22 protein-coding genes are annotated in these 25925 nt (G+C 63.1%); 15 read left to right on the top strand and 7 right to left on the bottom strand.

The window, feature by feature from the left end:
* Positions 1–27 precede the first annotated feature (27 nt).
* Both GA566_RS19240 and cobW read left to right on the top strand, forming a co-directional pair.
* Entirely contained in the window at positions 28–2250 is a 2223-nt protein-coding gene (locus GA566_RS19240) for a TonB-dependent siderophore receptor (protein WP_160473711.1), read from the top strand.
* Positions 2251–2270: 20 nt separating this feature from the next.
* Positions 2271–3335 carry a cobalamin biosynthesis protein CobW gene (cobW, locus tag GA566_RS19235; protein WP_160473710.1) on the top strand — a complete coding sequence of 355 codons (1065 nt, stop codon included), beginning with the start codon at positions 2271–2273 and terminating at the stop codon, positions 3333–3335.
* Here cobW and GA566_RS19230 read toward each other — a convergent pair.
* Both GA566_RS19230 and GA566_RS19225 read right to left on the bottom strand, forming a co-directional pair.
* Positions 3324–4775 (bottom strand): amidohydrolase family protein, encoded by a 1452-nt coding sequence (locus GA566_RS19230; RefSeq protein WP_160473709.1) that lies wholly within the window; start codon positions 4773–4775, stop codon positions 3324–3326. The two genes, cobW and GA566_RS19230, sit on opposite strands and share 12 nt — an antisense overlap.
* A gap of 13 nt (positions 4776–4788) precedes the next feature.
* Complete coding sequence (locus GA566_RS19225) at positions 4789–5784, bottom strand: tripartite tricarboxylate transporter substrate binding protein (RefSeq protein WP_171020404.1); 996 nt, start codon at positions 5782–5784, stop codon at positions 4789–4791.
* A 110-nt stretch (positions 5785–5894) separates the two neighbouring features.
* On the opposite strand from GA566_RS19225, the gene GA566_RS19220 reads away from it, so the two are divergent.
* From GA566_RS19220 to GA566_RS19205, 5 genes are all read left to right on the top strand, one after another.
* Entirely contained in the window at positions 5895–6797 is a 903-nt protein-coding gene (locus GA566_RS19220; protein ID WP_160473708.1) for a LysR substrate-binding domain-containing protein, read from the top strand.
* A gap of 131 nt (positions 6798–6928) precedes the next feature.
* Complete coding sequence (locus GA566_RS33280) at positions 6929–7072, top strand: serine hydrolase (protein WP_237380489.1); 144 nt, start codon at positions 6929–6931, stop codon at positions 7070–7072.
* Positions 7069–8625: a serine hydrolase gene (locus GA566_RS19215; protein ID WP_370459327.1), complete on the top strand. Its 1557-nt coding sequence runs from the start codon at positions 7069–7071 to the stop codon at positions 8623–8625. The genes GA566_RS33280 and GA566_RS19215 overlap by 4 nt, the downstream gene beginning before the upstream one ends.
* 26 nt (positions 8626–8651) lie before the next feature.
* Complete coding sequence (locus tag GA566_RS19210; RefSeq protein ID WP_160473707.1) at positions 8652–9038, top strand: VOC family protein; 387 nt, start codon at positions 8652–8654, stop codon at positions 9036–9038.
* A gap of 279 nt (positions 9039–9317) precedes the next feature.
* Positions 9318–9947 carry a LysE family translocator gene (locus tag GA566_RS19205; RefSeq protein ID WP_160473706.1) on the top strand — a complete coding sequence of 210 codons (630 nt, stop codon included), beginning with the start codon at positions 9318–9320 and terminating at the stop codon, positions 9945–9947.
* A gap of 27 nt (positions 9948–9974) precedes the next feature.
* Here GA566_RS19205 and GA566_RS19200 read toward each other — a convergent pair whose 3' ends face one another.
* The 4 genes from GA566_RS19200 to GA566_RS19185 are packed head-to-tail and all read right to left on the bottom strand — an operon-like array spanning position 9975 to position 14745.
* Positions 9975–11507: a TolC family protein gene (locus GA566_RS19200; RefSeq protein ID WP_160473705.1), complete on the bottom strand. Its 1533-nt coding sequence runs from the start codon at positions 11505–11507 to the stop codon at positions 9975–9977.
* Entirely contained in the window at positions 11494–13446 is a 1953-nt protein-coding gene (locus GA566_RS19195) for an FUSC family protein (protein WP_160473704.1), read from the bottom strand. The genes GA566_RS19200 and GA566_RS19195 overlap by 14 nt, the downstream gene beginning before the upstream one ends.
* Positions 13427–14476: a multidrug transporter subunit MdtN gene (gene mdtN / locus GA566_RS19190; RefSeq protein ID WP_160473703.1), complete on the bottom strand. Its 1050-nt coding sequence runs from the start codon at positions 14474–14476 to the stop codon at positions 13427–13429. Before mdtN ends, GA566_RS19195 begins: the two co-directional genes overlap by 20 nt.
* The gene (locus GA566_RS19185; RefSeq protein WP_137925184.1) at positions 14473–14745 is read right to left on the bottom strand and encodes a hypothetical protein; all 273 of its coding nucleotides are present in this window, start codon (positions 14743–14745) and stop codon (positions 14473–14475) included. Before GA566_RS19185 ends, mdtN begins: the two co-directional genes overlap by 4 nt.
* Before the next feature lie 378 nt (positions 14746–15123).
* Here GA566_RS19185 and cqsA point away from each other — a divergent pair, with 378 nt between their 5' ends.
* Together cqsA and GA566_RS19175 are read left to right on the top strand one after the other, a co-directional pair.
* Positions 15124–16419, top strand: coding sequence for an alpha-hydroxyketone-type quorum-sensing autoinducer synthase (gene cqsA / locus GA566_RS19180; RefSeq protein ID WP_137925183.1), 1296 nt, complete (start codon positions 15124–15126; stop codon positions 16417–16419).
* Between the two features lie 45 nt (positions 16420–16464).
* A complete protein-coding gene (locus GA566_RS19175) occupies positions 16465–17769 on the top strand; it encodes a sensor histidine kinase (RefSeq protein ID WP_137925182.1) in 1305 nt (434 codons plus the stop codon).
* A gap of 65 nt (positions 17770–17834) precedes the next feature.
* Here the strand turns inward: GA566_RS19175 and GA566_RS19170 are convergent, their stop codons facing one another.
* On the bottom strand, positions 17835–18968 hold the full coding sequence (locus GA566_RS19170) for a substrate-binding domain-containing protein (protein ID WP_237380485.1): 1134 nt from the start codon (positions 18966–18968) through the stop codon (positions 17835–17837).
* Between the two features lie 68 nt (positions 18969–19036).
* On the opposite strand from GA566_RS19170, the gene GA566_RS19165 reads away from it, so the two are divergent.
* The 6 genes from GA566_RS19165 (at position 19037) to GA566_RS19140 (ending at position 25925) form a co-directional block, all read left to right on the top strand.
* Entirely contained in the window at positions 19037–19405 is a 369-nt protein-coding gene (locus GA566_RS19165) for a winged helix-turn-helix domain-containing protein (protein ID WP_237380483.1), read from the top strand.
* 243 nt (positions 19406–19648) lie between these two features.
* Positions 19649–21634 carry a TonB-dependent siderophore receptor gene (locus tag GA566_RS19160; protein WP_160473702.1) on the top strand — a complete coding sequence of 662 codons (1986 nt, stop codon included), beginning with the start codon at positions 19649–19651 and terminating at the stop codon, positions 21632–21634.
* Between the two features lie 24 nt (positions 21635–21658).
* Complete coding sequence (locus tag GA566_RS19155) at positions 21659–22993, top strand: HmuY family protein (RefSeq protein ID WP_237380481.1); 1335 nt, start codon at positions 21659–21661, stop codon at positions 22991–22993.
* A gap of 25 nt (positions 22994–23018) precedes the next feature.
* Positions 23019–24053: a hemin-degrading factor gene (locus tag GA566_RS19150; protein ID WP_160473701.1), complete on the top strand. Its 1035-nt coding sequence runs from the start codon at positions 23019–23021 to the stop codon at positions 24051–24053.
* Positions 24054–24084: 31 nt separating this feature from the next.
* A complete protein-coding gene (locus GA566_RS19145; protein ID WP_137928033.1) occupies positions 24085–24936 on the top strand; it encodes a hemin ABC transporter substrate-binding protein in 852 nt (283 codons plus the stop codon).
* Positions 24936–25925 carry an iron ABC transporter permease gene (locus GA566_RS19140; RefSeq protein ID WP_137928034.1) on the top strand — a complete coding sequence of 330 codons (990 nt, stop codon included), beginning with the start codon at positions 24936–24938 and terminating at the stop codon, positions 25923–25925. Before GA566_RS19145 ends, GA566_RS19140 begins: the two co-directional genes overlap by 1 nt.

Here is a 25925-nt window from a genome sequence, read left to right as displayed (position 1 = left end):
GTCCGGACGGGGTCGTCCGGCTTCACGATGAAATACAACCTGTCTGCGCATCCCGCTGGCCGCTCGCGCACGGCTGAATTCTCGTCGCGTACCGCGCGTGGACGGCGCTCGCGTGCGCTCGTCGCATCTGTTGCCTCCGTCGGCACTGTCGCCAGTTTCAACATTCCCTGCGCGTTCGCACAGGAATCCGCATCCGAGTCCGACAACAAGACCCTGCCCGCCGTCACGGTCAGCGAGACCGCATTGCCGGGACTGTCTCTGTCGAAACCCGAGTTCACGGGCAGCCGCCTTGGCCTGACGCCGCTGGAAACACCGGCCAGCGTGGAAGTATTGAGCGGTGAAACCATCCGCGCGCGGGGCGACCAATCCGTACGCGAGGCCGTGACCCGCGCCACCGGTATCACGGCCAACCCGGCACCTGGCAACGGCGGCACGGCACTGGCCGCACGCGGTTTCGCGGGCCAGGGCTCGGTCATGCAGTTGCTCGACGGCACGCGCATGTACGTGGCATCGGGCACGGTGACGTTCCCGTTCGATACGTGGTCCGTCGATCGCATCGAAGTGCTGCGCGGCCCCGCATCGGTCATGTATGGCGAAGGCGCCATCGGCGGCGTGGTCAACGTGGTGCAGAAGAAACCGATTCGCGGCCCCATCGAGAACGAACTGCAGATCGCGGGCGGCACCGAGAAAACCGCACGCGTCGCGTTCGACAGTGGCGGCAAAGTGAATGACAACCTCTCGTACCGCTTTGCCACGGCCTACAACCGCTCGGCGGGATGGGTGGATCGCGGCGATTCGAACAACCTGATGGTATCGGCATCGGTGCGTCTCGATGTGAATCCGGATTTCAACCTGACGCTGTCCTATGACGATGGCACGCAGCATCCGCAGCAGTACCTCGGCACGCCGCTGGTCAACGGCAGCCTGGACACTTCGCTGCGCAAGAAAAACTACAACGTCGGCGATGCGGAAATCAGCTACCGGGACCGCTGGACGCGCCTGAATGCCGAATGGACGCCGAACGATCGCGTCACGGTGCGCAACCAGTTCTACTACCTGACCAGCCATCGCCACTGGCGCGACAGCGAGAGTTATACGTACCTGCCGGCCACCTCGCAGGTGCGCCGGGGCGACTACCTCGAAATCCTGCATGACCAGGAACAGGTGGGCAACCGTGCGGACATGACGGTCAAGAGCAAGGTGTTCGGTCTCGATAACGCCACGACCGTCGGCTTCGACATCAACAAGATCAACTTCACGCATTCGAACAACTCGCCATACGGTGGCAGCTCCACGGTCAATGCGTACGACTTCGATCCGGGGATGTTCTTCAGCCCGCCGGGCATCGTGACGTCGCCGCGCACGCGCTCCAACACCACGCAATACGCGCTGTTTGGCGAACACCGCATCGCGTTCACGCCGCAGTGGTCTGTCATCGGTGGCGTGCGTTTCGATCATGCCAAGCTGTATCGCACCGATCTGATCGCCAACACCGGTTGGGAGAAGACCTTCGCCAACACCACTTGGCGCGTGGGCACGGTGTATCAGTTCACGCCGAGCGTCTCGGTCTACGCGCAATACGCGACGGCCACCGATCCGTTGGGCGCGCTGATCACCACGAGCGATGCGCAGCGCAACTTCAACCTTGCCACGGGCAAGCAGGTGGAAGTGGGCGTGAAACAGGCGTTCTGGGGCAATCGCGGCGAATGGACGTTTGCGGCCTACGAGATTCGCAAGAAAGATCTGCTCTCGCGCGATCCCGTGAATCCGACGATCACGCAGCAGGTAGGCGAGCAGTCGTCGCGCGGGCTGGAAGCATCGGCCAGCGTGGAAGTGCTGCGTGGCCTGCGCCTCGACGTCAACGGCACGGTGCTACGCGCGCGCTATGACGATTTCAACGAAGCGGTGGGCGGCGTCTCGGTGTCACGCGCCGGCAACGTGCCGACCAGCGTGCCGCAGCAGGCCGCCAATGCGTGGCTGACGTGGAATTTCGTGCCGCAGTGGACGCTCGGCGCGGGCCTGCGTTACGTGGGCGGCCGTTACGCCGATACCGCCAACCGGGTACGCGTGCCAAGCTATACCACCGTCGATACTGCGCTGTCATGGCGCGTATCGAAGCAGGTAGCATTGACGCTGCGCGTCTATAACCTGTTCAACCGCGACTACGCGGAGTCGTTTTCGAATGGCGGCCAGCAGTGGCTGCTGGGACGTCCGCGTTCGGCGGAGCTGTCCGCTAACTTCTATTTCTGAGGCCCAGAGAGGGCAATTCCATGCAAACCTCGAAAATCCCTGCAACCATCGTCACCGGCTTTCTCGGCAGCGGCAAGACCACCCTGCTGCGCCATATCCTGGATAACGCCAACGGTCGCCGCATCGCCGTGATCGTCAACGAGTTCGGCGAACTGGGTATCGACGGCGAGATTCTCAAGGGCTGCGGCATCGGCTGCGACGATGCGGGCGAACCTACGGGCCAACTCTATGAACTGGCCAACGGCTGCCTGTGCTGCACGGTGCAGGAAGAGTTCTTCCCCGTCATGGAGCAGTTGCTGGAGCGTCGCGACCAGATCGATCATGTGCTGATAGAGACGTCGGGTCTGGCATTGCCCAAGCCGCTGGTGCAGGCGTTCCATTGGCCCAGCATCCGCAATGCTTTTACCGTGGATTCCGTGGTGACCGTGGTCGATGGTCCCGCTGCCGCAGCCGGTCAGTTCGCAGCGAATCCCGTCGCAGTGGACGAACAACGCCGCGCCGATCCGAACCTCGATCATGAATCGCCGCTGCACGAGCTGTTCGAAGATCAGCTTGCCAGCGCCGATCTGGTGATCCTGAACAAGATCGACATGATGGACGCTGCGCAGATCGCCGCCGTCGAAGCACTGGTGCGTCCGGAGATTCCTGCGGAAGTGAAGATCGTCCCGGCGCAGGCCGGTTCGCTCGATGTGAACAGCCTGCTGGGTCTCAATCGCGCGTCGGAAGACACGATCCATCTGCGCGTGGATCACCATGGCAACGCCGATGATCCGGATCACGCCGATCACCATCACGACGAGTTCGACTCCGTGGTCGTGGAAGCTGGCACTGTCGATCGTGACGCGCTGATCGCCGCGCTGCAGAAGCTGGTGGGCAACCACACGATTTATCGTGTGAAGGGTTTCGCCGAACTGCCCGGCAAGCCGATGCGGCTGGTGCTGCATGGCGTGGGCCAACGCTTCGACAGCTACTTCGACCGCGCATGGCGGGCCGAAGAGCCGAAGGGTACGCGTGTGGTGCTGATCGGGCAGGACCTCGATGGTGCCGTTCTACAGGCTGCGCTGGACGCCGCGCTAGCTGGTTGAGGTCGTGTTGCGAGCGCGGCGCCGCAGGCTTTGTCCGGGTCGTATGCCCGTTGCGGCGCCGTGCTCCCATACCGCCTGCCCGTTCACAAATACGCGGGCGATACCGGCGGACGGTTGCCGCGGATCGAGATAGGTCGCCACGTCTTTCACCGTGCGCGGATCGAACACGGTGATATCGGCGGCATGCCCTTCGCGAATCTCGCCGCGCCCCGCCAGCCCGAACGCATGCGCGGTCATGCCCGTCATCTTGTGTACGGTCTGCTCCAGCGTCAGCAACCCAAGATCGCGGCTGTAGTGCCCCAGCAGACGCGTGAACGTGCCCCACAGGCGCGGATGTGGATAGTCGTCCGACGGTATGCCGTCGGAGCCGATCATCGTGTCGCGATACGCCAGCACGCGCTGTACGTCGCCTTCGTCCATGAAGAAGTACATGCCCATGCCGGGCATCACGCGGGCCAGCGCCTCGGCGCGCGAGCATTGCCATTCCTGCGCCAGATCCGACAGCTTGCGGCCCGCGCTCTTCGGCTCCGAACGTGAGTACGTGATCAGGATTTCATCGCTGATGGCCAGTCGCTCCGCGCGCAGCAGGGACGACGACGCCGTGTACGGATAGCAATCCAGACAAATTTTCTGGCTGCGCCCCAGTTCACCGATGCGTGCCAACGTTTCGCGCGTGCGTCCGAAGTTCGGCTTACCGATAACCTTGTGATGCGAAATCACCAGCCGGACATCGAGCGCGCGTGCAATCTGCGCCGATTCCTCGATGGCTTCGATCACACCGTCGCCTTCGGTGCGCATATGCGTGGCATAGACGCCACCGAACTGTTTCAGGTCGCGGCCCACGCCAATGATTTCCTCGGTGGGTGCCGAGGCTGCAGGCGGATAGAACGTGCCCGTGGACATGCCGATCGCGCCCTGCTCCAGCGCGGCATTGGCGGCTTGTCGCATCGCCTCGACTTCCGCTTCCGTGGCGGGACGATCCAGGTCTGCCTGATGCACGGCACGTAACGCAGTATGACCAACCAGCGAAGCGACGTTGACCGCAGCAGGCGTGGCATCGAGTGCATCGAGATAATGGCCGAACGCCGCGAAGCGCCATTGCGGATCGACGGTACGCAGCGGCAACGGCGGATCGCCGCCACTCTGCTTGTACGGTGCCAGGCTGATGCCGCAGTTACCGTTCACCACCGTGGTCACGCCTTGCGAAATCTTCGGCGCCATGCCTGGCATCTCCAGCACGGCACGGTCATCGTGCGCATGGCTGTCGATAAAGCCCGGCGCAACTACCATCCCGGCTACGTCAAGGTCGCGATGGGCGCGCTGGCCCACGGCATCGCCAATGAAGACGATCTCTCCGCCCTGCACTGCCACATCGGCACGGTAGCGCGCAGCACCGGTGCCATCGATCACATCGCCGCCGCGCAATATCAAATCGAACATGGTGAACTCCCGATCAGTCGAGTTTGATATTGGCCTTGCGGATCAGATCGCCCCATTTGCGGCTTTCTTTCGCAATCATCTGCGCGAACGCCTCGGGCGATCCACCCACCACGACCGAACCGTTCTGCTCGGCATCCTTGCGCGTCGCGGGCAGTTGCAGATACGCATTGATCTCGCGGTTAAGACGCTCTACCACGGGGCGCGGCGTACCGGCGGGCGCCACGATGCCGCCCCATGCGTTGACCTCGAAACCGGGCAGCCCGGATTCATCCATCGTCGGCACGTTCGGCAGTACCGGCAGTCGCGACTTGCTGGTCACGGCAATGGCGCGCAGCTTGTTGCCCTGCACCGCGGAAAGGATCGACGGCACGTTGTCGAACATGAAATCCACCTGGCCGCTGATGACATCGATCTGCGCCTGCGGAGCGCCCCGGTAGGGAATATGGCGGAAGTCGATATGCGCCTGATCCCGAAGCATTTCGCCACTGAGGTGACTGGTAGTGCCATTACCGCCCGAGCCCATCGTCAGCTTTCCGGGGTTCTTGCGTGCGTAGTCAATCAGTTCCTTGACGCTGCGGATCGGCAATCCTGCATTGACCGCCAGGATGTTCGGCACGGTCGTAGTCGCACTCACGGGTACAAGATCCTTGTCCGCGTCATAGCCAGGACGCGCCAGCAGGCTGCGGTTGATCGCCATCGTCACGATGTTGCCGAAGCCAATGGTGTAGCCGTCCGGCTTGCTGCGCACCAGTGTCTGCATGGCGATGCTGCCCGCCGCGCCGGGGCGGTTGTCCACCACTACGGAAGTGCCGAGTTTTTCACCCAGGTATTGCGCCAGCTTGCGGCTCGACTGGTCGGGTGTGCTGCCCGCTGCGGCTGGCACGATCAGCGTGATGGGCTTGCCGGCTGGCCAATCGGCGGCCTGTGCGGCACCGGCCGTCAGCATCACGGCCGCAATCGCTCCGGCTTTAAGAAATTCAATGGCTTTGTGTCTCGGGGATGTCGTCATCGTCAACCTCTCGGGGCGTGCAAACTCTGTAGGAACGCGCTATGGTGCGCCCACGCACATGTCGATGTATATCGAAGTTTCGGCAAGCATCCATTCCTTTTTTTGATGACATGAAACATCCTGCCCGGCGTCACATTCCCTCCGTGGTGAACCTGAACACGTTCGAGACCATCGCGCGTCGTGGCAGCGTGACGGCGGCGGCAGATGAACTGGGCCTCAGCCAAGGCGCGGTCAGCAAGCAGCTTCTGGATCTGGAAGGCTTTCTGGGCACAGCGCTGTTCGACCGCAATAACGCACGGCTGACACTGAACGACGAGGGCGCCGCTTACCTCGCGCGTATCCGTCCCCTGCTCGATCAGCTGGAAGCGGCAACCGTCGCCACCTCCGGTGCCGCCCAGCGCATGCGCGAAGTGCGCCTGTCCGTGCCGAACACGTTCGGCCTGCTATGGGTGATGCCGCGCCTGTGCGGCTTTGCGGCCGCGCATCCCGAGATTCGCATTCACGTCGCCAATCATATCGGGGCCGTATCGCTGCGCGATGCGGGGCTCGATGCGGCCATCGTCTTTGCGGAAAACGGTCTCGACGACGAGCATGCCGACCTCTTGCACAGCGTCCGCACCCTGCCTGTGGCATCGCGTGAACTCGTGTCCGGTCGACTGCCGATGTCAGCGGCGCGCATCGCCGCCCTCCCATTGCTGTACCACACCACTGCGCCGAGTTCGTGGGCGAGCTATCTGCGCGACCTCGATGATGGGATCGAGCTTCCGCTGCCCGGCGGCACGGAGTACAACCTCGTGACGTTTGCGCTCAAGGCTGCCGAGGCCGGGCTGGGCGCGGCGCTGGCGCCGAACTACGCGTGCGCTGACAGTCTGCGCGAAGGACGTGTCGTGCAACTGAATCGTCCATCGCTGCCGTCGCAACGTGGCTACTACCTGGTGCGCCGCCGCGAGCGTATGGACGCGCCCGCTGTGCGGGTGCTGCGGGAATGGTTGTTGGCGCGACGGTCGGAGTGAAAGGGCCAAAAGCCAGCTTGGAACACGAGTCCTTGTGTGACAGCGCGGCCACACCCCATTTCATGGGAGCCCACTCGTCCAATACGTTTGCTACATTTGGCGTCTTTGCCGGTTCGGGAAGGAGCGTTCGAATGTTGGAAGACTTCGATGGGCTTGTGGAAGCGACGATGGCCGAGTGGCAAGTGCCGGGCCTCGCGCTTGCCGTGATCAAGGGTCAGGAGACGATGCTGCTGAAAGGCTATGGCGTCCGCGACGTGGATTCGCATCGCCAGTGACAGCCAACACGCAGTTCCTGCTGTGCTCGCTCACGAAGTCCTTCACGGCGGCAGGACTGGGATTGCTGGTGGACGAAGGAAAGCTCGACTGGACGCGGCCTGCGCGCGAATACCTTCCGGAGTTTCGTCTGTTCGATGCGGTGGCAACCGAGCGCGTGACCGTACGTGATCTCCTTTGCCACCATAGTGGATTGCCCCGACACGACTGGATCCATTCGCCGGGCGATCTTTCGACCCAGGAGATTCTGGCTGCACTGCGGCATCTGGAACCGAATCGCGATCTCCGTGACACCTATCAGTATCAGAATCTCGCGTATCTCGTGGCCGGGCACATCGCGGAACGCATCACGGGCATGCGCTGGGACGCCTTCATTACCGAGCGTCTGCTGCATCCGCTGGGCTTCCGGCATTTCAGCCTGTCCATCGAGGCGTTGGCTGACGCTCCGGACCACGCACATCCCCACATCGAAGAGAAAGATCAGACCGTACGCGCGAGCCTGACGCCAATCCGCGTCCTGCCTGCGGGCGGCCTGAACGCATCGATTGCCGATCTCGCCCGATGGATGCGCTGTTTGATGAGCGACGGAGCCGTCGATGGCAGACAGCTCCTGTCAGCGAATGTCATCCGGGAGATGTCCACCCCGCGTGTCCATATGGGGCGCTCTTCGCTGGCGGAAATGGGCGAGGTCCACTATGGAATGGGCCTCGCCTCAGGTCAATATCGCGGCGAGCGGATGATCACGCATTCAGGAAGTTGGGTGGGTTGGGGAACGCTAATGACCATGCTTCCGGAGCGTCGTATCGCCGTGGCGGTATTGACCAATCATGCTGCAAGCGTCGCTACGGAGTTGCTGACCCATACCGCACTGGATCGCTTGTGCGGCTTCGAGCCAATCGACTGGCATGGCCGCTTCAGTGACATGCGCCGGAAGCGAACGGCGCAGCGGTCGGTGGACGGCACTGCAAGCGAACAAAGTCGCCGGACCGAAACCACACCGAGCCACGCGCTTCACGAGTATGCGGGTGCGTACGAGCATCCCGCCTACGGTCGCATGCAAATTGGCAATGAAGGCGACACGTTGACATGGCGCTGGCGTGGGATGTCATGCTCGCTTCACCACCGTCACTACGATGTCTTCACGACCACGCGCAAGCCATCGGAGATTCACCCCGACGAATTGCCCTTGATGTTTGGCTACAACCGCGAAGGTGCGATCGACCGGCTCTCGGCACCCCTGGAACCGATGGTTGCCGATATCGTTTTTCGTCGCGTCGCCGCAGGCGATGTCACGGATTCAAGGTTTCTCGCGCTTTGCACGGGCACTTATTCACATGGGTCGCAAGAGATTCAAGTCAGTCTCGACGCCGCCGGCAACCTCATATTGCAAATCGGCAAGCAGCAGACCCACCGATTGCTGCCTCTCGACGGCAGGACATTCGAACTTGGCGAAGTGAAAGGGTTTCGCGTGGAATTCCGGCGCCCGTCCGACGAGGTGGACGGCATCATCTTCCACCAGCCGAATGGCACATTCCTGGCGCTGAGAAGCGTTTAGATCATCCCCCCACCAAGGAGTACCCCATGATCGACCACACCGGCATATCAGTCAGTGACTATGTGAAGAGTCTTGCGTTCTATGCGGCGGCGCTGGGTGCCATCGGCATGGTCAAGGTCATGGAGATACCGGCCAGCGTGACCGGGCATACGGATGTGGCGGGTTTCGGGCCGCCGGCGAAGCCGGAGTTCTGGATCAGCCGGGGTACGCCGAACCAGCCGCCGATTCATGTGGCGTTTCGGGTGGATAGCCGGGCGATGGTCGATGCGTTCTATCAGGCTGCCATTGCGGCCGGCGGCCGCGACAACGGTGGCCCTGGTATCCGGGCGCACTATCACCCTGACTACTACGGTGCATTCGTGCTCGATCCGGATGGCCATAATATCGAGGCGGTCTGTCATCTGCCTGCGTGACGCAGGCGGGATCAATACAGCGTGTGGTCTCCCCTCTCCCGCAACGCGGGAGAGGGGCTGGGGGAGAGGGCTAGCGGTGCAATCACCAACACGTCGCAAATTGAAGCGCATGCCCTCTCCCCCACCCCTCTCCCACTGACATGGGAGAGGGGAGCGCATAGCAAAGGACGAAGGCATTTCGCATACGCTGTGTTTTGCCATACCCCTCTTCATGGGCGTCCGCTTCCGCGATACGTTTGCTACATTGGCATCTGTTCCGGTTCGGGGGGGAAGTGTGCCGTGAGTATCCACACCTACATGCTGTTTATCGGCGCCAGCGTGGTGCTCTGCCTTGTGCCCGGACCTGACATGCTCTTCCTTTTGGGCCAGACGGTCGCCAAAGGACGCGCGGCTGGCTTGAGTGCGGCATTGGGTATCAATCTCGGCGCGTACGTCCATTTGCTCGCCGCAATCACCGGATTGTCTGCGTTGATCCTGGCATCTGCGACAGCATTTGCTGTAGTGAAATTTGCAGGTGCTGCGTATCTCATCTATCTCGGATGGACAGCCATAAGGGCCAAGGGCGGATTCGCTCTTCCGGAGGACGTTGGCCTTCAGAAAACTGTGCTACGACGCATCTTCTGGCAGGGATTTCTCAGCGATGTATTGAATCCCAAGGTCGCGTTGTTCTACATTGCGTTGCTTCCTCAGTTCGTGAGCGCACAGGATTCCGATGCGATGACCCAACTCGTTGTTCTTGGTGTGACGGGCAACATGGTGGGTATCGCGACCAGCGTCATCTACGTTTTCGTCGCGTCCAAGATGACCGCGATCCTTCGACGTAGTCCAACCATTTCCGCCTGGATGACGAAGCTGATGGGAGCGATGTTTGTGAGCTTGGGCGCCAAGCTCGCTACCGAGAAGCTGTAAACGCAACGCCGCAAACGCGGCACACCCCTACCGCCCGTTCCCTATCGAGCCCGTCGCCAGTGCCAGTCCCGCCGCGGCAGCGAGCGCGCCGCTGTAGGCGTCGGCCGATGCGTTGCGTGCCAGCAGTAGCTGGTTTTGCGCGAGGTTGGTTTCCGTGATGGTGCCCACGCCCTTCCGATATGCCGCGAATGCGGCGTTGTAGGTGGTTTGCGCAGCGTCGGCCAATGCGCGGGCGGCGTCGTACGCTGCCAGGCTTGTTTCCAGCGCGCTCTGGCTGACCACTACCTGTCGTACCGATTCCTCCTTGGCACGCGTCAGTCTTGCCGAGGCACTGTCCACATCGTTACGCGCCTGCGCCAGCGTTGCCGAGCGCAGGCCACCGTCATAGATCGGTACGGTCACGCCCAGGAACACGCTGTTGCCGTAGCGATAGCCGTTGAGGTTGACCGTCGGTGGCTGCTGGCCGACTGGGGGAATCGCGGTAATCGCCGAGCCGCCCGATGCATACGAAACGAAGCCGGATACAAACACCTTCGGCAGGAACGCCGCTTCGGCCGCCCTCACCCGCGCCTGATTGGCGCGCTCCACCGCGTATGCACCCAACACGTCCGGTCGCTGCGCAATCGCGTTCTCGACGATCTGCTCGACGGAGTTTCTCAGCGCAGGAGACAGTGTCCGCACGGGCATCTCCGCGATGCGTGGCTTCGATAGCGGCGAGATGCCAATCGCAGTGATCAACCCGAGATAGGCGTCGGTCTGGGCGCCCTGAGCCTGCACCATCGCCAGATTGGTTTGCGCCCGGTTCTGGGTGGCCTGAGCAACTTCCACTACCGTGCCTAGTCCGCGATCGAAGCGCGCCTTGGCTGCAACAAGCACCGCATCGGCATTGCTCATGGCCTGCTCGACGGTGGCCGAACGCGAGCGGGCTGCCTGGAACCGGTAGTACGCCACGCTGACATCGTGGATGATGCGCTGGTGCAACGCCGTGAACGCGATATTGGCCGCAACCGTGGTTTGCTCCGCCGCCTCCACGATGCCAGCCCTTTCGCCGAAATCGAACAGCAACCATTGCAGCGACAGCACCGATACCGCGCCATGGTGCGACCCATCGGCACCCGCCTGCCCCAGAGGCGTTGGCGTGGACAAGTGCCCGTTCTGATAGCCGCCCATCGCCGCCGCCGAAATATGCGGCAGGTAGCTGCTACGCGCGATGCCGGCGGCCAGTGCCGCATTGCGCGCATCGTTCCACGCGATACGCGTCAGCGGATTCGACGATTCCGCCAGATCGATCAGTTCGGGCAGCGAATAGGCGTGCGTCGGGTCGAGCTGCGATGGAGGGGCAATCGTGGCCAGTGCGCTATTGGCCGGTAGCGTGTAACGGGAAGGTTTGTCTTGCGGCGCCGCTTTCGCAGGAGCGCCCGCGACGATTTCGCCAGTGGCCGTTGTCGTGGGTTGCCACGGACGATCCGGTTGCGGCGGCGCGAGATCGAGCGAGGATGTCGCGCATCCGCTCAAGGCCAGAACGATCATCGAAAGCGCCAGCAGCTCAGGTTTGCGCATGGGGTGAAGATGAGTAGGTATCGCCTGGAGAATGTCTGGATAACGATCGATCGACCATGGCGAGCAGCACCGAATGCGTGTCGTCGCCGGATGGTGACGCCGTATGACCAGTGGTTGGGATTGGTGCATCCATCGATTGCAAACGGCGAAGCCGATCCGCAATGGCCGGATCGCCGGGATATCGTTCCGCCAGCAAGAACAAAGGGCCGGCGATGGCATCGAGCACACTTAGTTGTTTGCGCCGATCTTCGATCCAGTCCGTACCGGGGCCGACCGAAGCCGGCTCGTATCGCGCCAGTTGAAGATCCTGCGCGACACTCCCCTGCAGGGCGAGCGCAGCGATAGCGTGCTGACGCCGTGCGCTCGACGGACGTGCATCAACGAGTTGCTGCCACTGGCGCAGCAAGGCGACGAAACCTGTCTCGATACGCGAGGCGATACTGACGGGCCAGATCCGCGTGAACACGAGGTAGACCACCAGATTGCCGATGATGATGCCGATGACACGGTCGCGCGCTATGGTCAGGTCGAAGCCGGGTCCCGCGCCCTGAATCACGCAGAGGTAGAACGCGAACGCGATCTGGAAGCCTGCATAGGCAATGCGCGGCGATCCCTGCGCGACCCATGCCGACAGCCACGTTCCCACGAACACCAGCGTCAGCAGTCCACCCACCGAGGTCAACTCGGGCACCACGTAGACGATGGCCGCCGTGCCGGCGACCGCGCCCACCAGACAGCCAGTCAGGCGTAGCGTCAGTTTCTCTACGGTCTCCGCCATGGTGCCGAGCGACACCAGATAGCACGTGATGAAGCACGTGTGAATACCCGGCCAGTTCAACTGCTGATAGAGCACGTAGCAGAACATGGCGGCGCCCGTGGTCTTGAGCGCGTAGTGGATGTGGGACCGATTCGTGAAGGCGTCGGCATCGAGGAAACCGCCGGTTTTTTCGGCCTGTAGTGAAGCGGGAGACTTCTCTTCGATACCTTCTGCATAGCCCTCGATGGCCGAGCGCAATGCCGCGACGATGGATTGCTGCACCGGCGTCAGCAGGCTGGCGTCTGGCATCACCACTTCAATCTCCACGGGATACCCGCCCTTCTCCAGCATGCTCGCCATGGCATCAACCGTATCGGCCATCGGCATCGCAAACCCATGCGGCAACTGCGCAGCCGGTTCCCGGCCGCTCACATCGACAGCCATCAGGATGGCCGTCGTCGATGTCGCCGCCTGTTGCAGCGCCCGAAAATCCGCAGCGTTGACGGTGCCTTCCAGCCTGGCGAGCTTCAGCCAGCCGGCCACGGGCTGCACGCCATCAGGGGGCACATCGGAGCGCGCATGACCTGCACGCAATACTTGCGCTGCCACGCGCAGGCATTGCGCCAATCGATCACAAGCAAGGCGGCGTGGCGACGGTCCCATGGCGAGGTTGACCACGACATTTGCGCCAATGGGAATCGCCACCATCAGCCACGCGTACAACAGCGCGCGCGTGGCGAGTTCGCCGGCGGGAACGAGTCCAAGCTCGTCGAGCCCGAAGCCGATGATCATGGCGAGGATGGCACCGATCGGGCGAAGCTTGCTGGCCGAAGTCAGGAACAACAGCGCGGCTGACACCAGAGCCATGCATGCCACGCGCAGCATCGGGTTATCGACGGTGAAATCCGCCAGCAGGATCACCAGGCCAATGATGATGCTGACCAGTACCAGCGCCGCCACGCTCATCACGATGCTGCTGGTGCGGTCCGCGCGATTGATGAAGAAGATCACGTAGGCGGAGATGGCGGCTTCGGGGGTGCCGTAAATCGCCGAAATCAGTACCGTCAGCGTGCTGGCCGCTGCGATGCGGGTCGTAGCGGCAGTGCGTCCCGGGAATGGTGCGAGCAGCGCGACCAGGTCACGCGGGCGGCGACGCAATGGTTCAGCGGCAGGCGGCGCCATGGCGCACCTCTACGGTTGCACTGGCACCTACCCGCGCGAGACTCTCGGGCGGTTCATCGAGCTTGATCCGTACCGGAAAACGGCGCGCCACGCGCACCCAGTTCACCGAGGGCTGCACATAGGGCAGCGCACGCGGCAGATTGATCCGGTCGGTATCGGTAATGCCCACGCCGATGCCTTCCACGGTACCGCGCAATGCGTGGCGGCGATCGATCATCGAATAGACCGTGGCGCAATCGTCGATATGGATATCGGCAAGCTGGGTTTCGCGGAAGTTGGCGACGGCAAACCATTCGCCGGTATGCACGAGCAGGAACAGGGACTGGTTGGGGAGGACCACTTCGCCCGACAACACGTTCAGCCCACTGATACGGCCATCGTGCGGCGCGCGGACCACGGTGTCGTCGAGTGCGCGCAGCACGATGGCCAATGCGGCCTCGCGGGCACGCACAGTGGCGATTGCATCGTCATCCTTGCCTACCGCCTGCGCCGTACCGGCCCGCTGTGTCTGTGCCTGCTTGAGTGATACCGCCGCATCGCGCCTGGCCACCTCGGCCTGGTCCAATTGCTGCTTCGGTACGTAGCCATCGGCGGCCAGTGGGCGCAGGCGCTCCACCGTGCGCACCGTCAGCGCGTAGTTCTGCTCCGCGCGGGCGATTTGCTCGGACGCCACCGATGCGGTGGCCTGCTCACTGCCAATGGCCCGCCGGCGCGTGCCCAGCGTGGCCTGCGCAAGGGCCAGATCTGCCTGGGCCTGCTCCACGGCCAGCCGGTAAGGCACCGGATCGATTTCAAACAGGACCTCGCCCTTTTTTACGTGCTGGTTTTCCGTGACCAGGATGCGGGCGATGCGGCCACCCACGGGCGATGCCACGTGCACCATATCGGCGTCCAGCGAAGCATCGTCGGAGGATGGATAGCGTGCCGTGCGTTGCCAGGCGTAGACGGACAGGAGAACGGCCAGCATTACGATAGCCAGCGCGATCAGTTTCCCGCGCAGGGGACGACGGGGGGTGCCAGCCATTTTCATGGAATGTGTCCCGACCCGATCAGCCAGACGATTTCGGCAATCATCAGGCCAATCGCTGTGTTGACCAGCAGTTGAAACGGGACCGTTTCAACCAGTCCCGTTGCGATGAATACCCGCCAGGCCACGACGGCGCCAGCAATGCCAGCCAGCGCACTCAACAGCCAGAGCGGGAAATACGCCCCGAACAGACCAATGGAGGGAGCGCCTGCGCAACCGTGCAGGGAAGTGGCCAACGCAATCAACGCAACCAATGCAAACGGGCGTGCCATGGGCGGAGGAGCGGCAGAATCGGTGTTGGCAATATAACAGCGCCCCTTTCGGATTGTCTGGTATCCGTCCGGTGGGCTCGGGCGTTAATCCATGCTGGACTTGACCGGTCCGGACGCATGATCTGCCTGGCGGAATCATGCTTGGCGTGATCGCGTCCCGTTATTCGTCAAGATCAGGAGATTCCCGGTGATTGCCGGGGGTGAAACGTTCCTGATGTTGTGATTTGGCGACGTTTCTTATCGGGGACTCCCTCGGTTCGTACCAATAGGCAGGAGGGCCCACTGTGCGTTACCTCTGTAAGCCTCAAGCTTTCTCAACACGCTTTTTCACTCGTTTTTCACCTTTAACCCTGGCAGTTACGACCTGGAGGGAATCCGATGTCGTTTTCCGATCTTCACCAACACCTGACAAATTCTGTCAGTCGCAGCAAATCCGCGCCGCTTCCGGCCTGGATCTCTACCCGGATGGACACGCATTTCATCGACCGGATGGGCACGTTGTGGGGAGGGGATCATCTGCTGCATGGTCGGACCCCGGGACCGGATGCCCTTCACCTGAGCAGCAACGACTATCTCTGCCTGCTGGGCGAGGCGCCGCTGGTGCAGGCGCAGGCCCGCGCGCTGCTCGACGAACAGCCCGAACTGCTGATGTCTTCCGTCTTCCGCCACGGCGACACCCCCCAGCAGCGCGTCGAGCGCAAGCTGGCCGCATTGATGCAGGCGGAGGATGGCTTGATCGCACAGTCTGGCTGGGCGGCAAACGTGGGATTGGTCCAATGCATTGCCGGCCCCGGCGTGCCGGTGTACATCGACACGAATGGGCACGCTTCGCTGTGGGAAGGTATCAGCGCGGCAGGCGCCACCGCCGTGCCGGTTCGCCACAACGACTTTGGCCATGCAGCGCGGCAGATCGAGCGCAATGGTCCGGGCGTCATCATGGTGGATTCGGTCTACAGCACGACGGGCAGCGTCGCGCCCATCCGCGAATTTGTCGAGGTGGCGGAGCAATCGGGATCGGTACTTGTGGTGGACGAGTCTCACGCGCTCGGCACGCACGGGCCGTCCGGCGGCGGCCTGGTGCCGGAACTCGGACTCTCGGAGCGCGTGCATTTCAGGACGGCATCGCTGGCCAAGGCATTTGCGGGGCGGGCCGGATTCGTGACCTGCTCCACGGCGTTCAAGGACTTTTTTGCCGTGGAAGCACGGCCGGCCATTTTCAGTTCTGGCCTGTTGCGGCATGAGATTGCATGGTTCGATGCCGCAACGGACTTCATTGCGGCAGCGGACGACCGGCGCGCCGACCTGCATGCGATCACGCGCCATACGCGTACCGCGATTGCCGAACTAGGCTACAACATCAGTGACGGGTCCGAGCAGATCATCGGGCTGGAGGCGGGCACCGAGCCACAGGTCATGGTGTTGCGCGATGCCTTGCAGCGACGCGGCATTTTCGGCGCGGTATTCTGCTCGCCGGCCACCCCCAAGAATAGGGCATTGATGCGCCTTACTCTGCATGCGAAACTAGCCGCTTCGGATATCGACCGGTTGATCAGTGTGCTTGCGGAGATCCGGGACGAGGTCAGGCTGGCAGAATGGTCGTCCACGCGCCGCGCGCACCGCGTTCCCCGCAACACGCAGCCGGCGAGCCGCGGGAAAGACGAGCAACAACATTGAACGAAAGCGCCCGAACCCTCTAGGATCCAGGAGACAACGCTGGAGATGGAAGCCACGCAAGAGCAAGCAAGCGGCGACGCACCGCAGACACGGCCTGCCATGAAGTTATGGCGGGCTGTGTTCGAGTCGGCGTCGCGCACCACACTGCTCGACGAAGAGAGCGTCATGCGGCTGCGGCGCATCCAGATGGTGGGTGCGCTGGGTGTGCTCGGCCATCCGCTGTACTTCGTCATCTGGTCCTATGTCTTTCCGCAACCGTACGAGAACATCTGGCTGAGGCTGATATGCACGGCGCTGTTCGTGCCGCTGCTGTTTGCCTCGGCGCTCTCGCACAAACGGTGGCTGCCTGCGTATGCCCTGTTTGCAATAACGGTCGGGATGCCGTTCGCCTTTATCTTTTTCTACCTGGAGAATCACGGCTCGCTGGTCTGGGCGGAATCCGTCATCATCGCCGTGGTGGTGCTGTACCACTTCAGTGCGGCGTTTGCGACCATCGCCCTGATTGCAGGCGCTGCGGGTGCATTTGCGATGTTCGTCCTCGCGGGCCACTCCATGGCCGGCATACCCTGGGCATCCTTGCTGCTGCAGATCCCGATCATCGCCTTCGTGATTGCCGTGCTGGTGGTCATCAAGCTCGACCGTCAGCTTCTGATGGAACAGAAGCGTCGCGGGATGGCCGTGGCGCTGGCCACCGTGGCGCATGAACTGCGCACACCGCTGACCAGCCTCGGCATGACGGCCACCGCGCTACGCAACCGCCTGCCTGCCGCGCTGGACGCCGGCGCCCCCCAGCGCGAGGCATTGCTGCAGGCAGTGGCGCGATTGCAAGCCGACATCGCCCATGTGAATAGCAGCATCGAGCTACTAGTGGCCAATTCGAAGGACCCCAGATCAGCGCGACAGGAACTGTTCGATATCGGCAGCGCGGTCCGCGAGAGCATCGAGCGCTTTCCATTCGAACCCGAGCATCAGCACATCGTGACGATTGAAACGTGCGAGCCCATGCTGGTGATGGGCAACGCGCAACTGTTCGCACTCGTCATCACCAACCTGACAAAAAACGCACTGGAGGCCATTCGCCGGGCCGGCAAGGGCGACATCCGCATCCGCTGCGAAGGCACTCCAACCGGCATCCGCGTGGTGTTCCGCGACACCGCCACGGGCATGCCGCCGCACGTACTGGCCAAGATGTTCCAGCCATTTTTCTCGTACCCGGCGCACCGGGGAACCGGCATCGGGCTGGCGTTCTGCCGCGACGTGCTGCGTAGCTGGAATGCGTCGATCTCATGCCGCTCCGTCGAACACGAGTTCACGGAGTTCGAGTTGCAGTTTCCAAGACCGAAGGGCTGAGTCTACAAATTCTTCGATCACCCCGTCTGCGAACGGCGCGACCTGCGCCCGTGCCCGGCTCTCTGTCACCAGGGCAAGGCTTCATGCACGGGCATCAGCCGCAGCGAAGGCTCCGGCTGATAGCCCGGAATGGCGCTGATCTGGCCAGCCACCTGTTCTGACCGGAGCATATCGAGCAGCGCCGTGACCCATGCTGCGTCGCGGTCGCTGTTGCGCAGGGCCAGGTAATACGCTTCGCGCGTCAACGGCACGTAGTGCAGGCCGAGCGTCTCGGCGGTGGACCGGAGGCCGAAGCCTACATCGGCCTCTCCGTGCTGCACGGCCTCTCCCACCATTCGATTGCCGAAGGCATAGCGCTCGTAGCCGGCGATCCGCTCGGCATGGACGCCACCCGATGCTACCACCTGGTCGAACAGTGCGCGCGTGGAGGAACCGCGCTCACGATTGATGAAGCGGATCTCGGGCGAGGCCAGGTCCGCCACGCTTTTGACCGATCTGGCGAGTCGCGGCGCCATCATGAGTCCCTGATCGCGCCATGCCACGCGCACGAGTCGCACGTCCGACGGTTTGAGCCAGGGCTTGAACGCAGCATGAAGCCGCGTGCCCGGTTGATGGACCGGCGACACGTGGAAACCCGCCAGCTCCGCCTGACGTTCGTGCAGGCAGATCAATCCATCCACGGCACCGCAGAACACGGTATCGAGCGACATATCGGCCTCGCCAATCGCAAGCGAATCCTTCATGACGTCGATCGCCGCATCTGGCCTGCCGGAGAAGCGCACCTGCGTGCGCGACGTCAGGGAATCGCCCAGATACCGGTGGAATTCCGCCGCTGCCGATTCGATGACCGGCTCGACAACTTCCCGGACCCGGTTTTCCGCCACCAGCAGGCTCTCGCCGAAGCGCGTCAGTTCGGCGCCCTTGCCCCGTTGCATCGTGACGATGCTGCGATCGAACAGGCTCTCCCAGTGGCGGATCGAGCCCCATGCGTAGCGATAGGAAAGCCCCACGCGCAGCGCAGCCTGCTGCAACGAGCCGGTTTCGCGAATGGCGCCCAGCAGGCTGAACACATTGCCAGCCGGCTGCGGGCCTTCAGCGAGATCGATGGACGGTGACAATTCGAAGCGGAACTTCATGGCGATAGGTATCCGGGTCAGCGCGGTTCCCGAAATATACCACTGGATATAACGGCGGAGCATGACACGATCGATGCCACTGAAGCAGCACAGCGCACTCCCACGGGATGGGATGCAGTAGACTGCCCGCCATGGCAAAAAAACCGGAAACCAAAAACCAGGCCCAGGTCAGGTTTCGCATGCGGGTGACCGTTGCGGACGTCATCGCCATCGGCCCCGGCAAGATCTCGCTGCTTGAAGCTATTCGGGATCATGGGTCCATTTCCGCTGCAGCGCGCAGCATGCAGATGTCTTATCGGCGTGCCTGGCTGCTGGTGCAGGATTTGAACGCCGCGATGCGGAGTCCGGCTGTTGTCTCCGAACATGGCGGCGATGCGCGGGGTGGCACCGTCCTCACAAAGGAAGGTGAAGCGGTTATCGACCTGTATCGCCGCATCGAATCCATCGCTGCCCGCGCCTGCGCCAGCGAGATTGAATCCCTGCTCGAACTGCTGAACTGAGTTTCCAGCGCCGGACGTTCGTCCGGCGCGTCCGTCCCTCCCCGCCCCACCCCGCCCTCTTCTTTCGCCTTCCCCCGCCTTCCCTCGCTTTCCTTCCGTCTTTCTACCTCTTTCCCCGTTTTTCGCTTCCCCGCATGACCACGCCGCACCGTTGCCATAAACGGTTAAGGAAAGTTAATAAAAGTGGATATCAGAATCATTATCATTTGCGTCTGTTTCTAACCGAGCAGGTCCGCCCCCTTCATGCGTCTGAAAACCCTTGCCGTCGTCGCCGGCACTCTGCTTTCCACTGCGCCGCATCTTCGTGCCCAGCCGGTCGCTGCCGATACGTCCCTCTCCACCGTGGTGGTCACCGGCACCCGTTCGGAAAAGACGCTCGACGAGACGCCGATCCGTACCGAAGTGGTCGACCGCCAGGAAATCGAACGTACCCACGCCCGCACGCTCAAGGATGCGCTGGAGAACGTGCCCGGCCTGCAACTGCGCGAAATCCACGGCAAATCGGGGTACGAGGTCACGCTGCAGGGCATGACGGCGGATCAGGTGCTGATCCTGATCGATGGGCTGCCCATCACCGCCAGCACTGGTTCGACGGTAGACGTTTCGCAATACCTGCTCACCGAAGTCGATCACATCGAAGTGGTCAAGGGCGCCAGTTCGGCCCAGTACGGCAGCTCCGCCATGGGCGGCGTCATCAATGTGATCACGCGTCCCATCGAGAAGGGTTTCCGTGGTGCAGCCACGGCCGATGCAGGCACCTATGGCGGCCAGAACGCCGACGGCTCGCCCGGCGCGCTGCACGGAAACGTTCGGCTGGAAGGTGGCACGGAGCACTTCCGGGCGCGCGTCAGTGCCGATGCGCTCGATAACAAGGGTTTTGCCGTGGAGCCGGACAACTGGACGCGCCATGGCGACAAGGTGCGCCGCCAGCAGTATTCGGGCCGGCTCGAATGGCTACCGACGAAGGCAGGCAAGTTCTGGTTCGATGCCAGTGCCTATCGCGAGACCGACGAGCAGCGCTACCAGTATTACGCGCCGCCGCAGTACGTGCCGCAGCGCAAGACCGAGGATATCGACCGCAATCGCTATACGTATGGCGGCCAGTGGGGCTTCGACAATGGTGTGCGTGCCCGGCTGGCCGGTGTACACGAAACCTACGACAGCACGTCGCGCGAATACTCGAACGGCTTCCAGACTTCCACGCGCAACTCCGCGCAGCAGACCGATCACGTCTCCGCGCAGTTCGACATGCCGGCCTGGTATCGGCAACTGTGGCAGTTCGGCGGCGACTTCCATCGCGAGACGCTGAACCAGAACGTCAACGGTGCCTCCGAGCTTGCGGGCTCGGGCAACGCCGAACGCACAGCGGGCGAGTTGTACGTGCAGAACGACGTCATCTTCAACGAGACCTGGGAAATGGTGTTCGGCCTGCGCGGCCAGCACGATTCCGATTTTGGCAGCCACTTCGCGCCGAAGGTGGGCGTGCGCGCCAACCTGCTGGCCACCGAAACCTGGAAGGGTGTGCTGCGCGCCAACTACGGTCAGGGTTATCGCGTGCCGAACCTCAAGGAACGTCATTACCTGTTCGACCATAGCTCGCTGGGCTATGTGGTGCTCGGCAACCCGAACCTGAAGCCCGAATCGTCGAACAGCTTCCAGCTTGGCGGCCAGTTGAGCTGGCGCGACCGCGTCACGCTCGATGCGAATCTGTTCTACAACCGCGTGACGGACCTGATCCAGACCGACATGACCAACTTCCAGATGGTCAACGGCATCGCGGTCTACACCTACCGCAACGTGGCGCGCGCCAAGACGCAAGGCGCGGAAACTTCGCTGCGCTGGCGCGCCACCAACACGCTGAACCTGACGGCCGCCTACACCTTCACAGACACGGAAGACCTCAATACCGGCACCGAACTGACTCGCCGTCCGCGTCATATGGGCCGCGTGGGCGCTGACTGGCGCATCTTCCCGTCTACCGAACTGACCACGCGCGCGCGCTTCCAGAGCAGCGAACTGACCGACTCCGTGACGGGCGCTCGCTCGCCGGGCTGGGGCACGCTGGACCTGGTGCTGAACCAGAAGATCGGACGCAACGTCACGGGCTTCGTCGGCGTCAACAACCTCTTCAATCGTCAACGCGATTTTGCGAATGCCAGTGACTTCGGGCCCGTGGCGGGGCGCTTTATCTACCTGGGCGCACGGTTCAACTTCGACGTCGCTCGCTAACAAGAACTCAACGGGGAAGCACTCATGATGAAGAACGACACACTCTCCTTGCATCGCCGCACGCTGGGCGCAATTGGCGTGGCCGCGCTGGCGCTGACGCTCGCCGCCTGCGGCGGCGGTGGCGACGACAGCACCACCACGACGCCCAGCACCGGTGGCAACTCCAACACGGGCGGCGGCACGACCACGCCGCCGGCAGCCACCACGGCCTTCACGCAATCAGCCGAATGGAGTTTCGCCCTGCCGGCGGCTGGTGCATCGCTCTGCTACGACTTCAACGCAAAGGCCGAGACCGCGTGCTCGGGCACGGCGTGGGACCTGAAGGTCAAGACGGATACTGGTGGCCGTACGGCCAAGCTGTGGACGAACAGCGGCACCAGCGGCACCGGCAACGGCGGCGCGTTCGGCAGCCCGTTCGACCACACCTGGAGCAACCTGTCGGCCTGGAAAAATGCCACGACCGATCCGGTCAACGGCGCCCTGCCCGCAGCCGTGTTCCTGAAGGACTCGGCCAGCGGCGTGTTTGCCAGCACCAACGATATCGGCTCCGCCACGTTCGAATACGGCGTGACCGGCGCGGCGACGGACCACTCGCTGTATCCCACGTTCCGTACGTTCGTGATCACCACGAACAGCGCTGCGGCCGATGCCACGGGCGCTACGCCGTCCACCGTGTTCGCGCTCCAGGTCACCGGTTATTACGGTGGTGCAGGCGGCACGACGTCGGGCTATCCGAGCTTCCGCTTCGTGGATCGCAATGCGCCGGCTACCGTCTACACGGCACAGGTCAATGCCTCGACCGACTGGGTCTACTACGACCTCGTGAACCGCGTCACCACCACCTCGACGGGTACGTGGCATATCGCCTTCAACCGCTACAACGTGAAGCTGAACGGTGGCGAGTCGGGCACGGGCACGGTCGCGGGCTTCCTGGGCAAGACCCCGGCTGGTTTCTATGATTCGTCGAACAAGCCTGTGGCAGCGAAGTTCACCGACGTGAACAACCTGACCGCCACGCTGGCTGACCTGTCCGACCTGACGCTGGCCGTACCGGCTTCTGCCTCGGCGTGGGTCAAGGATTCGACGGCTTCCGTGCTGAACCCGGCCTACACCGGCACGTATCCGAACCCGCTGAACTACGGCTGGTTCTCGTACTTCCCGACCGCTGCAGCCGCCGCCGCCAATGGTCTGCCGTCTGTCGCTCACCTGATCGCGGCCAATACCGATGCCGGCGGCCTGATCCGTGGCGGCGAAGGCACCACGTATGCGCGCTTCCACCTGACGAAGATCGCCTACGCAGACCCGAACGTGAACAGCAGCCAGCAGACCTGGACCATCAATTTCGACGTCCAGCCCTGATTGAATGACTACAGTCCCCACAAACATGACACAACAGGATGTTGAAACGCTGCGCCAACGTCATGAGGCGTTGGTGGCAGCAGAGCCCAAGCTTCGCATCCGAGACCGCGCACAGCGGCTCGGTGTGACGGAGGCCGAACTGGTGGCCGCAGGTTGCGGCCTGGTATCGAAGCAACTCGGCGGCACGGCACAGGAGTTGTTCCGCGACCTCGGTACGCTGGGTGCCGTGATGGCACTGTCGCGCAACGACAATGCCGTGCATGAGCGCCACGGTGCGTACACGGGTATCGAAGCCGAAGGACCCATGGGCATCGTGCTCGGCCCGGACATCGACCTGCGCATGTTCTTTGGCAGCTGGCGGCATTTCTACGCCGTGACGGAGAACGGCCGCGAGAGCATCCAGTTCTTCGACAAGGCCGGCGATGCGGTGCACAAGGTCTACAAGACCGATGCCACCGACGCTGCCGCATGGCAGGCGTACATCGACCGCCATGCGGTGGATGCCATCGCACCGGTCACAATCGAACCGGTCGTAGCTACCCAGGAAGCCGACGTGCCCGCCGATGGCGATGCATTCCGGACCCACTGGCGCGGCCTGAAAGACACGCACGACTTCTTCTCCATGCTGCGGCAGTTCAAGGTGTCACGTCTCGGCGCACTGCGTACGGCGGGGCAGGATCTTGCGCAACAGGTCAATGACATCGCTGTGGAAACCGTGTTGCACCGCGCCGCGGAAACCGGCCTGCCGATCATGTGCTTCGTGGCCAACCGCGGCATCGTGCAGATCCACACCGGTCCGGTGAAGAAGCTGGTGCGTACCGGCCCGTGGTTCAACGTGCTCGATCCATCGTTCAACCTGCACCTCAATACCGAGGCCGTGGTGTCGAGCTGGGTAGTGAACAAGCCGACCGTCGATGGCTGGGTGACGTCGCTGGAGCTGTACGGCGCCAGTGGCGAGCTGATCGTGCAGTTCTTCGGCGAGCGCAAGCCCGGCAAGCCGGAACTGGCCGAATGGCGCGCGCTGCTCCAGTCGCTGTGCCCGGTGGCACTGGCGGCCTGATGGCAGTGTGATGGCAACAAGGAACCAAGCGATGAAACTGCTGCGCCCTGCGCTGTTGTCCCTGCTGTGCGCGGCAGGTCTTGCCCAGGCCGCGCCGCCTGCCCGCGTTGTCGGGCTCGGTGGCGCGGTCACCGAAATCGTCTACGCGCTCGATGCAGGCAAGACGCTGGTCGGTGCCGATTCGTCGAGCATCTATCCGGCGTCTGCATTGAAGTTGCCGAAGGTAGGCTACTACCGGTCGTTTTCGGTCGAAGGCATTGCGAGCCTCAAGCCCGATCTCGTGCTCGCCTCCGATCAGAGCGGCCCGCCGCAAGCACTGGAGCAAGTGCGCAAGCTTGGCAGCAAGGTGGTGACGCTGCCATCCGAGCCAACGATCGAGGCGCTCGATCAGCGGATCATCGGCACGGCCAACGCGCTGGAAATGCCGGAGCGCGGGCGCGCACTGGTCGACAAGCTGCACGCCGAACTGCGCGACATCAAGCCCGTCAGCGGCACGGTGCGCGTGCTGATGGTGAGCAGCCATACCGGCAAGATGCAGGCGGTGGGCGCGGATACGGCCGGCAATGCGATGCTCAAGCTCGCGGGCGCGACGAACGTGCTCGGCAACCAGACCGGCTTCAAGCCGTTCTCTGCCGAGGCAGCGGCGGCACTGAAGCCGGATGTCATTGTCACCACGACGATGTCGGTAGGCGCCAGCGGAAGCGCGGAAGCATTCCTCGCCCAGCCGGGCTTGAACGCCACGCCGGCTGCGCGAAACAAGCGCATCGTCGTGATGGATGACCTGCTGCTGCTTGGCTTTGGTCCCCGGTTGCCGGAAGCGCTGCGCCTGCTGCAAACGGGCCTGGTTTCAGCGCCAACTTCGCCGCCATCGGCTGCTCGCTGATGCGCGCGCACCGACTGGGCGTCTTCACCGCCCTCTGCGCCATGCTGGTGTTCACCGCCCTCTGGGCGGCCGCCAGCGGCGCGCTCTCCATTCCGCATGCCAAGCTGTTGCCGCTGCTGTGGTCATCGCCCACGGACGGGGATGACGCGATGTGGCGCAACGTGCTGATCGAAGTACGGTTGCCGCGCATCGTATTGGCCGTGACCGTGGGCGCCGCGCTGGCGTTGTCCGGCGCGGTCATGCAGGCGCTGTTCCGCAATCCTCTGGCCGAACCGGGCTTGATCGGCATCTCGCTCGGCGGTGCGGCGGGTGCCGTGGCCGCGATCGTGCTCGGCGCCGAAGGGCTGGGCAGCATTGCACCGGCAGCGTTCCTGGGCAGTCTCATCGCCACCGCGTTTGCGTACCGGCTCGGTTCGCGGCGCGGCGGCGTGGCCAATCTGTTGCTGGCCGGCATCGCCATCAATGCGATCTGCGCGGCTATCGTCGGCTTCTTCACGTATCAGGCCAGCGACGTGCAACTGCGCAATCTCACGTTCTGGAACATGGGCAGCCTTGCTGGTGCTACGTGGCAGATGCTGGCGTGGCTCGTGCCGCTGGTGACCGTGCTCTGCGCCTTGCTCCTGCGGGACTGGCGCGCGATGAATGCCCTGCTGCTTGGCGAGCGCGAAGCGCAACACCTCGGCTTCGATCTCAAGCGACTACGGCGCCGGTTGATTGTGCTGACCGCCCTGCTCGTCGGCCCCGTCGTCGCCGTGACCGGCACCATTTCGTTCGTTGGCCTCGTCGTGCCGCACCTGATTCGCATGCCACTTGGTGCGGATCATCGTTGGCTGCTGCCAAATGCGATTGCTGGTGGCGCGATTGCCATGACACTCGCGGACTGGCTGTCGCGCACGGTCGTCATCCCCGCCGAACTTCCCATCGGCATCGTGACCAGCATCGTGGGCGGGCCGTTCCTGCTGTGGATGCTGACGCGGAAAAAGACCTGA

Source organism: Cupriavidus sp. SW-Y-13, assembly GCF_009793345.1.
GTDB lineage: Bacteria > Pseudomonadota > Gammaproteobacteria > Burkholderiales > Burkholderiaceae > Cupriavidus.
Note: the sequence above shows the minus strand (reverse complement) of the source record. Positions and strands in the feature narration are given on the sequence as shown.

Bases quoted from the DNA above. Each gene is read 5' to 3' on its own strand.
- GA566_RS19240 (WP_160473711.1), top strand. From the start codon at position 28: ATGAAATACAACCTGTCTGCGCATCCCGCTGGCCGCTCGCGCACGGCT.
- cobW (WP_160473710.1), top strand. From the start codon at position 2,271: ATGCAAACCTCGAAAATCCCTGCAACCATCGTCACCGGCTTTCTCGGC.
- GA566_RS19230 (WP_160473709.1), bottom strand. From the start codon at position 4,775: ATGTTCGATTTGATATTGCGCGGCGGCGATGTGATCGATGGCACCGGT.
- GA566_RS19225 (WP_171020404.1), bottom strand. From the start codon at position 5,784: ATGACGACATCCCCGAGACACAAAGCCATTGAATTTCTTAAAGCCGGA.
- GA566_RS19220 (WP_160473708.1), top strand. From the start codon at position 5,895: ATGAAACATCCTGCCCGGCGTCACATTCCCTCCGTGGTGAACCTGAAC.
- GA566_RS33280 (WP_237380489.1), top strand. From the start codon at position 6,929: ATGTTGGAAGACTTCGATGGGCTTGTGGAAGCGACGATGGCCGAGTGG.
- GA566_RS19210 (WP_160473707.1), top strand. From the start codon at position 8,652: ATGATCGACCACACCGGCATATCAGTCAGTGACTATGTGAAGAGTCTT.
- GA566_RS19200 (WP_160473705.1), bottom strand. From the start codon at position 11,507: ATGCGCAAACCTGAGCTGCTGGCGCTTTCGATGATCGTTCTGGCCTTG.
- GA566_RS19195 (WP_160473704.1), bottom strand. From the start codon at position 13,446: ATGGCGCCGCCTGCCGCTGAACCATTGCGTCGCCGCCCGCGTGACCTG.
- mdtN (WP_160473703.1), bottom strand. From the start codon at position 14,476: ATGAAAATGGCTGGCACCCCCCGTCGTCCCCTGCGCGGGAAACTGATC.
- GA566_RS19185 (WP_137925184.1), bottom strand. From the start codon at position 14,745: ATGGCACGCCCGTTTGCATTGGTTGCGTTGATTGCGTTGGCCACTTCC.
- cqsA (WP_137925183.1), top strand. From the start codon at position 15,124: ATGTCGTTTTCCGATCTTCACCAACACCTGACAAATTCTGTCAGTCGC.
- GA566_RS19175 (WP_137925182.1), top strand. From the start codon at position 16,465: ATGGAAGCCACGCAAGAGCAAGCAAGCGGCGACGCACCGCAGACACGG.
- GA566_RS19170 (WP_237380485.1), bottom strand. From the start codon at position 18,968: ATGCTCCGCCGTTATATCCAGTGGTATATTTCGGGAACCGCGCTGACC.
- GA566_RS19165 (WP_237380483.1), top strand. From the start codon at position 19,037: ATGGCAAAAAAACCGGAAACCAAAAACCAGGCCCAGGTCAGGTTTCGC.
- GA566_RS19160 (WP_160473702.1), top strand. From the start codon at position 19,649: ATGCGTCTGAAAACCCTTGCCGTCGTCGCCGGCACTCTGCTTTCCACT.
- GA566_RS19155 (WP_237380481.1), top strand. From the start codon at position 21,659: ATGATGAAGAACGACACACTCTCCTTGCATCGCCGCACGCTGGGCGCA.
- GA566_RS19150 (WP_160473701.1), top strand. From the start codon at position 23,019: ATGACACAACAGGATGTTGAAACGCTGCGCCAACGTCATGAGGCGTTG.
- GA566_RS19145 (WP_137928033.1), top strand. From the start codon at position 24,085: ATGAAACTGCTGCGCCCTGCGCTGTTGTCCCTGCTGTGCGCGGCAGGT.
- GA566_RS19140 (WP_137928034.1), top strand. From the start codon at position 24,936: ATGCGCGCGCACCGACTGGGCGTCTTCACCGCCCTCTGCGCCATGCTG.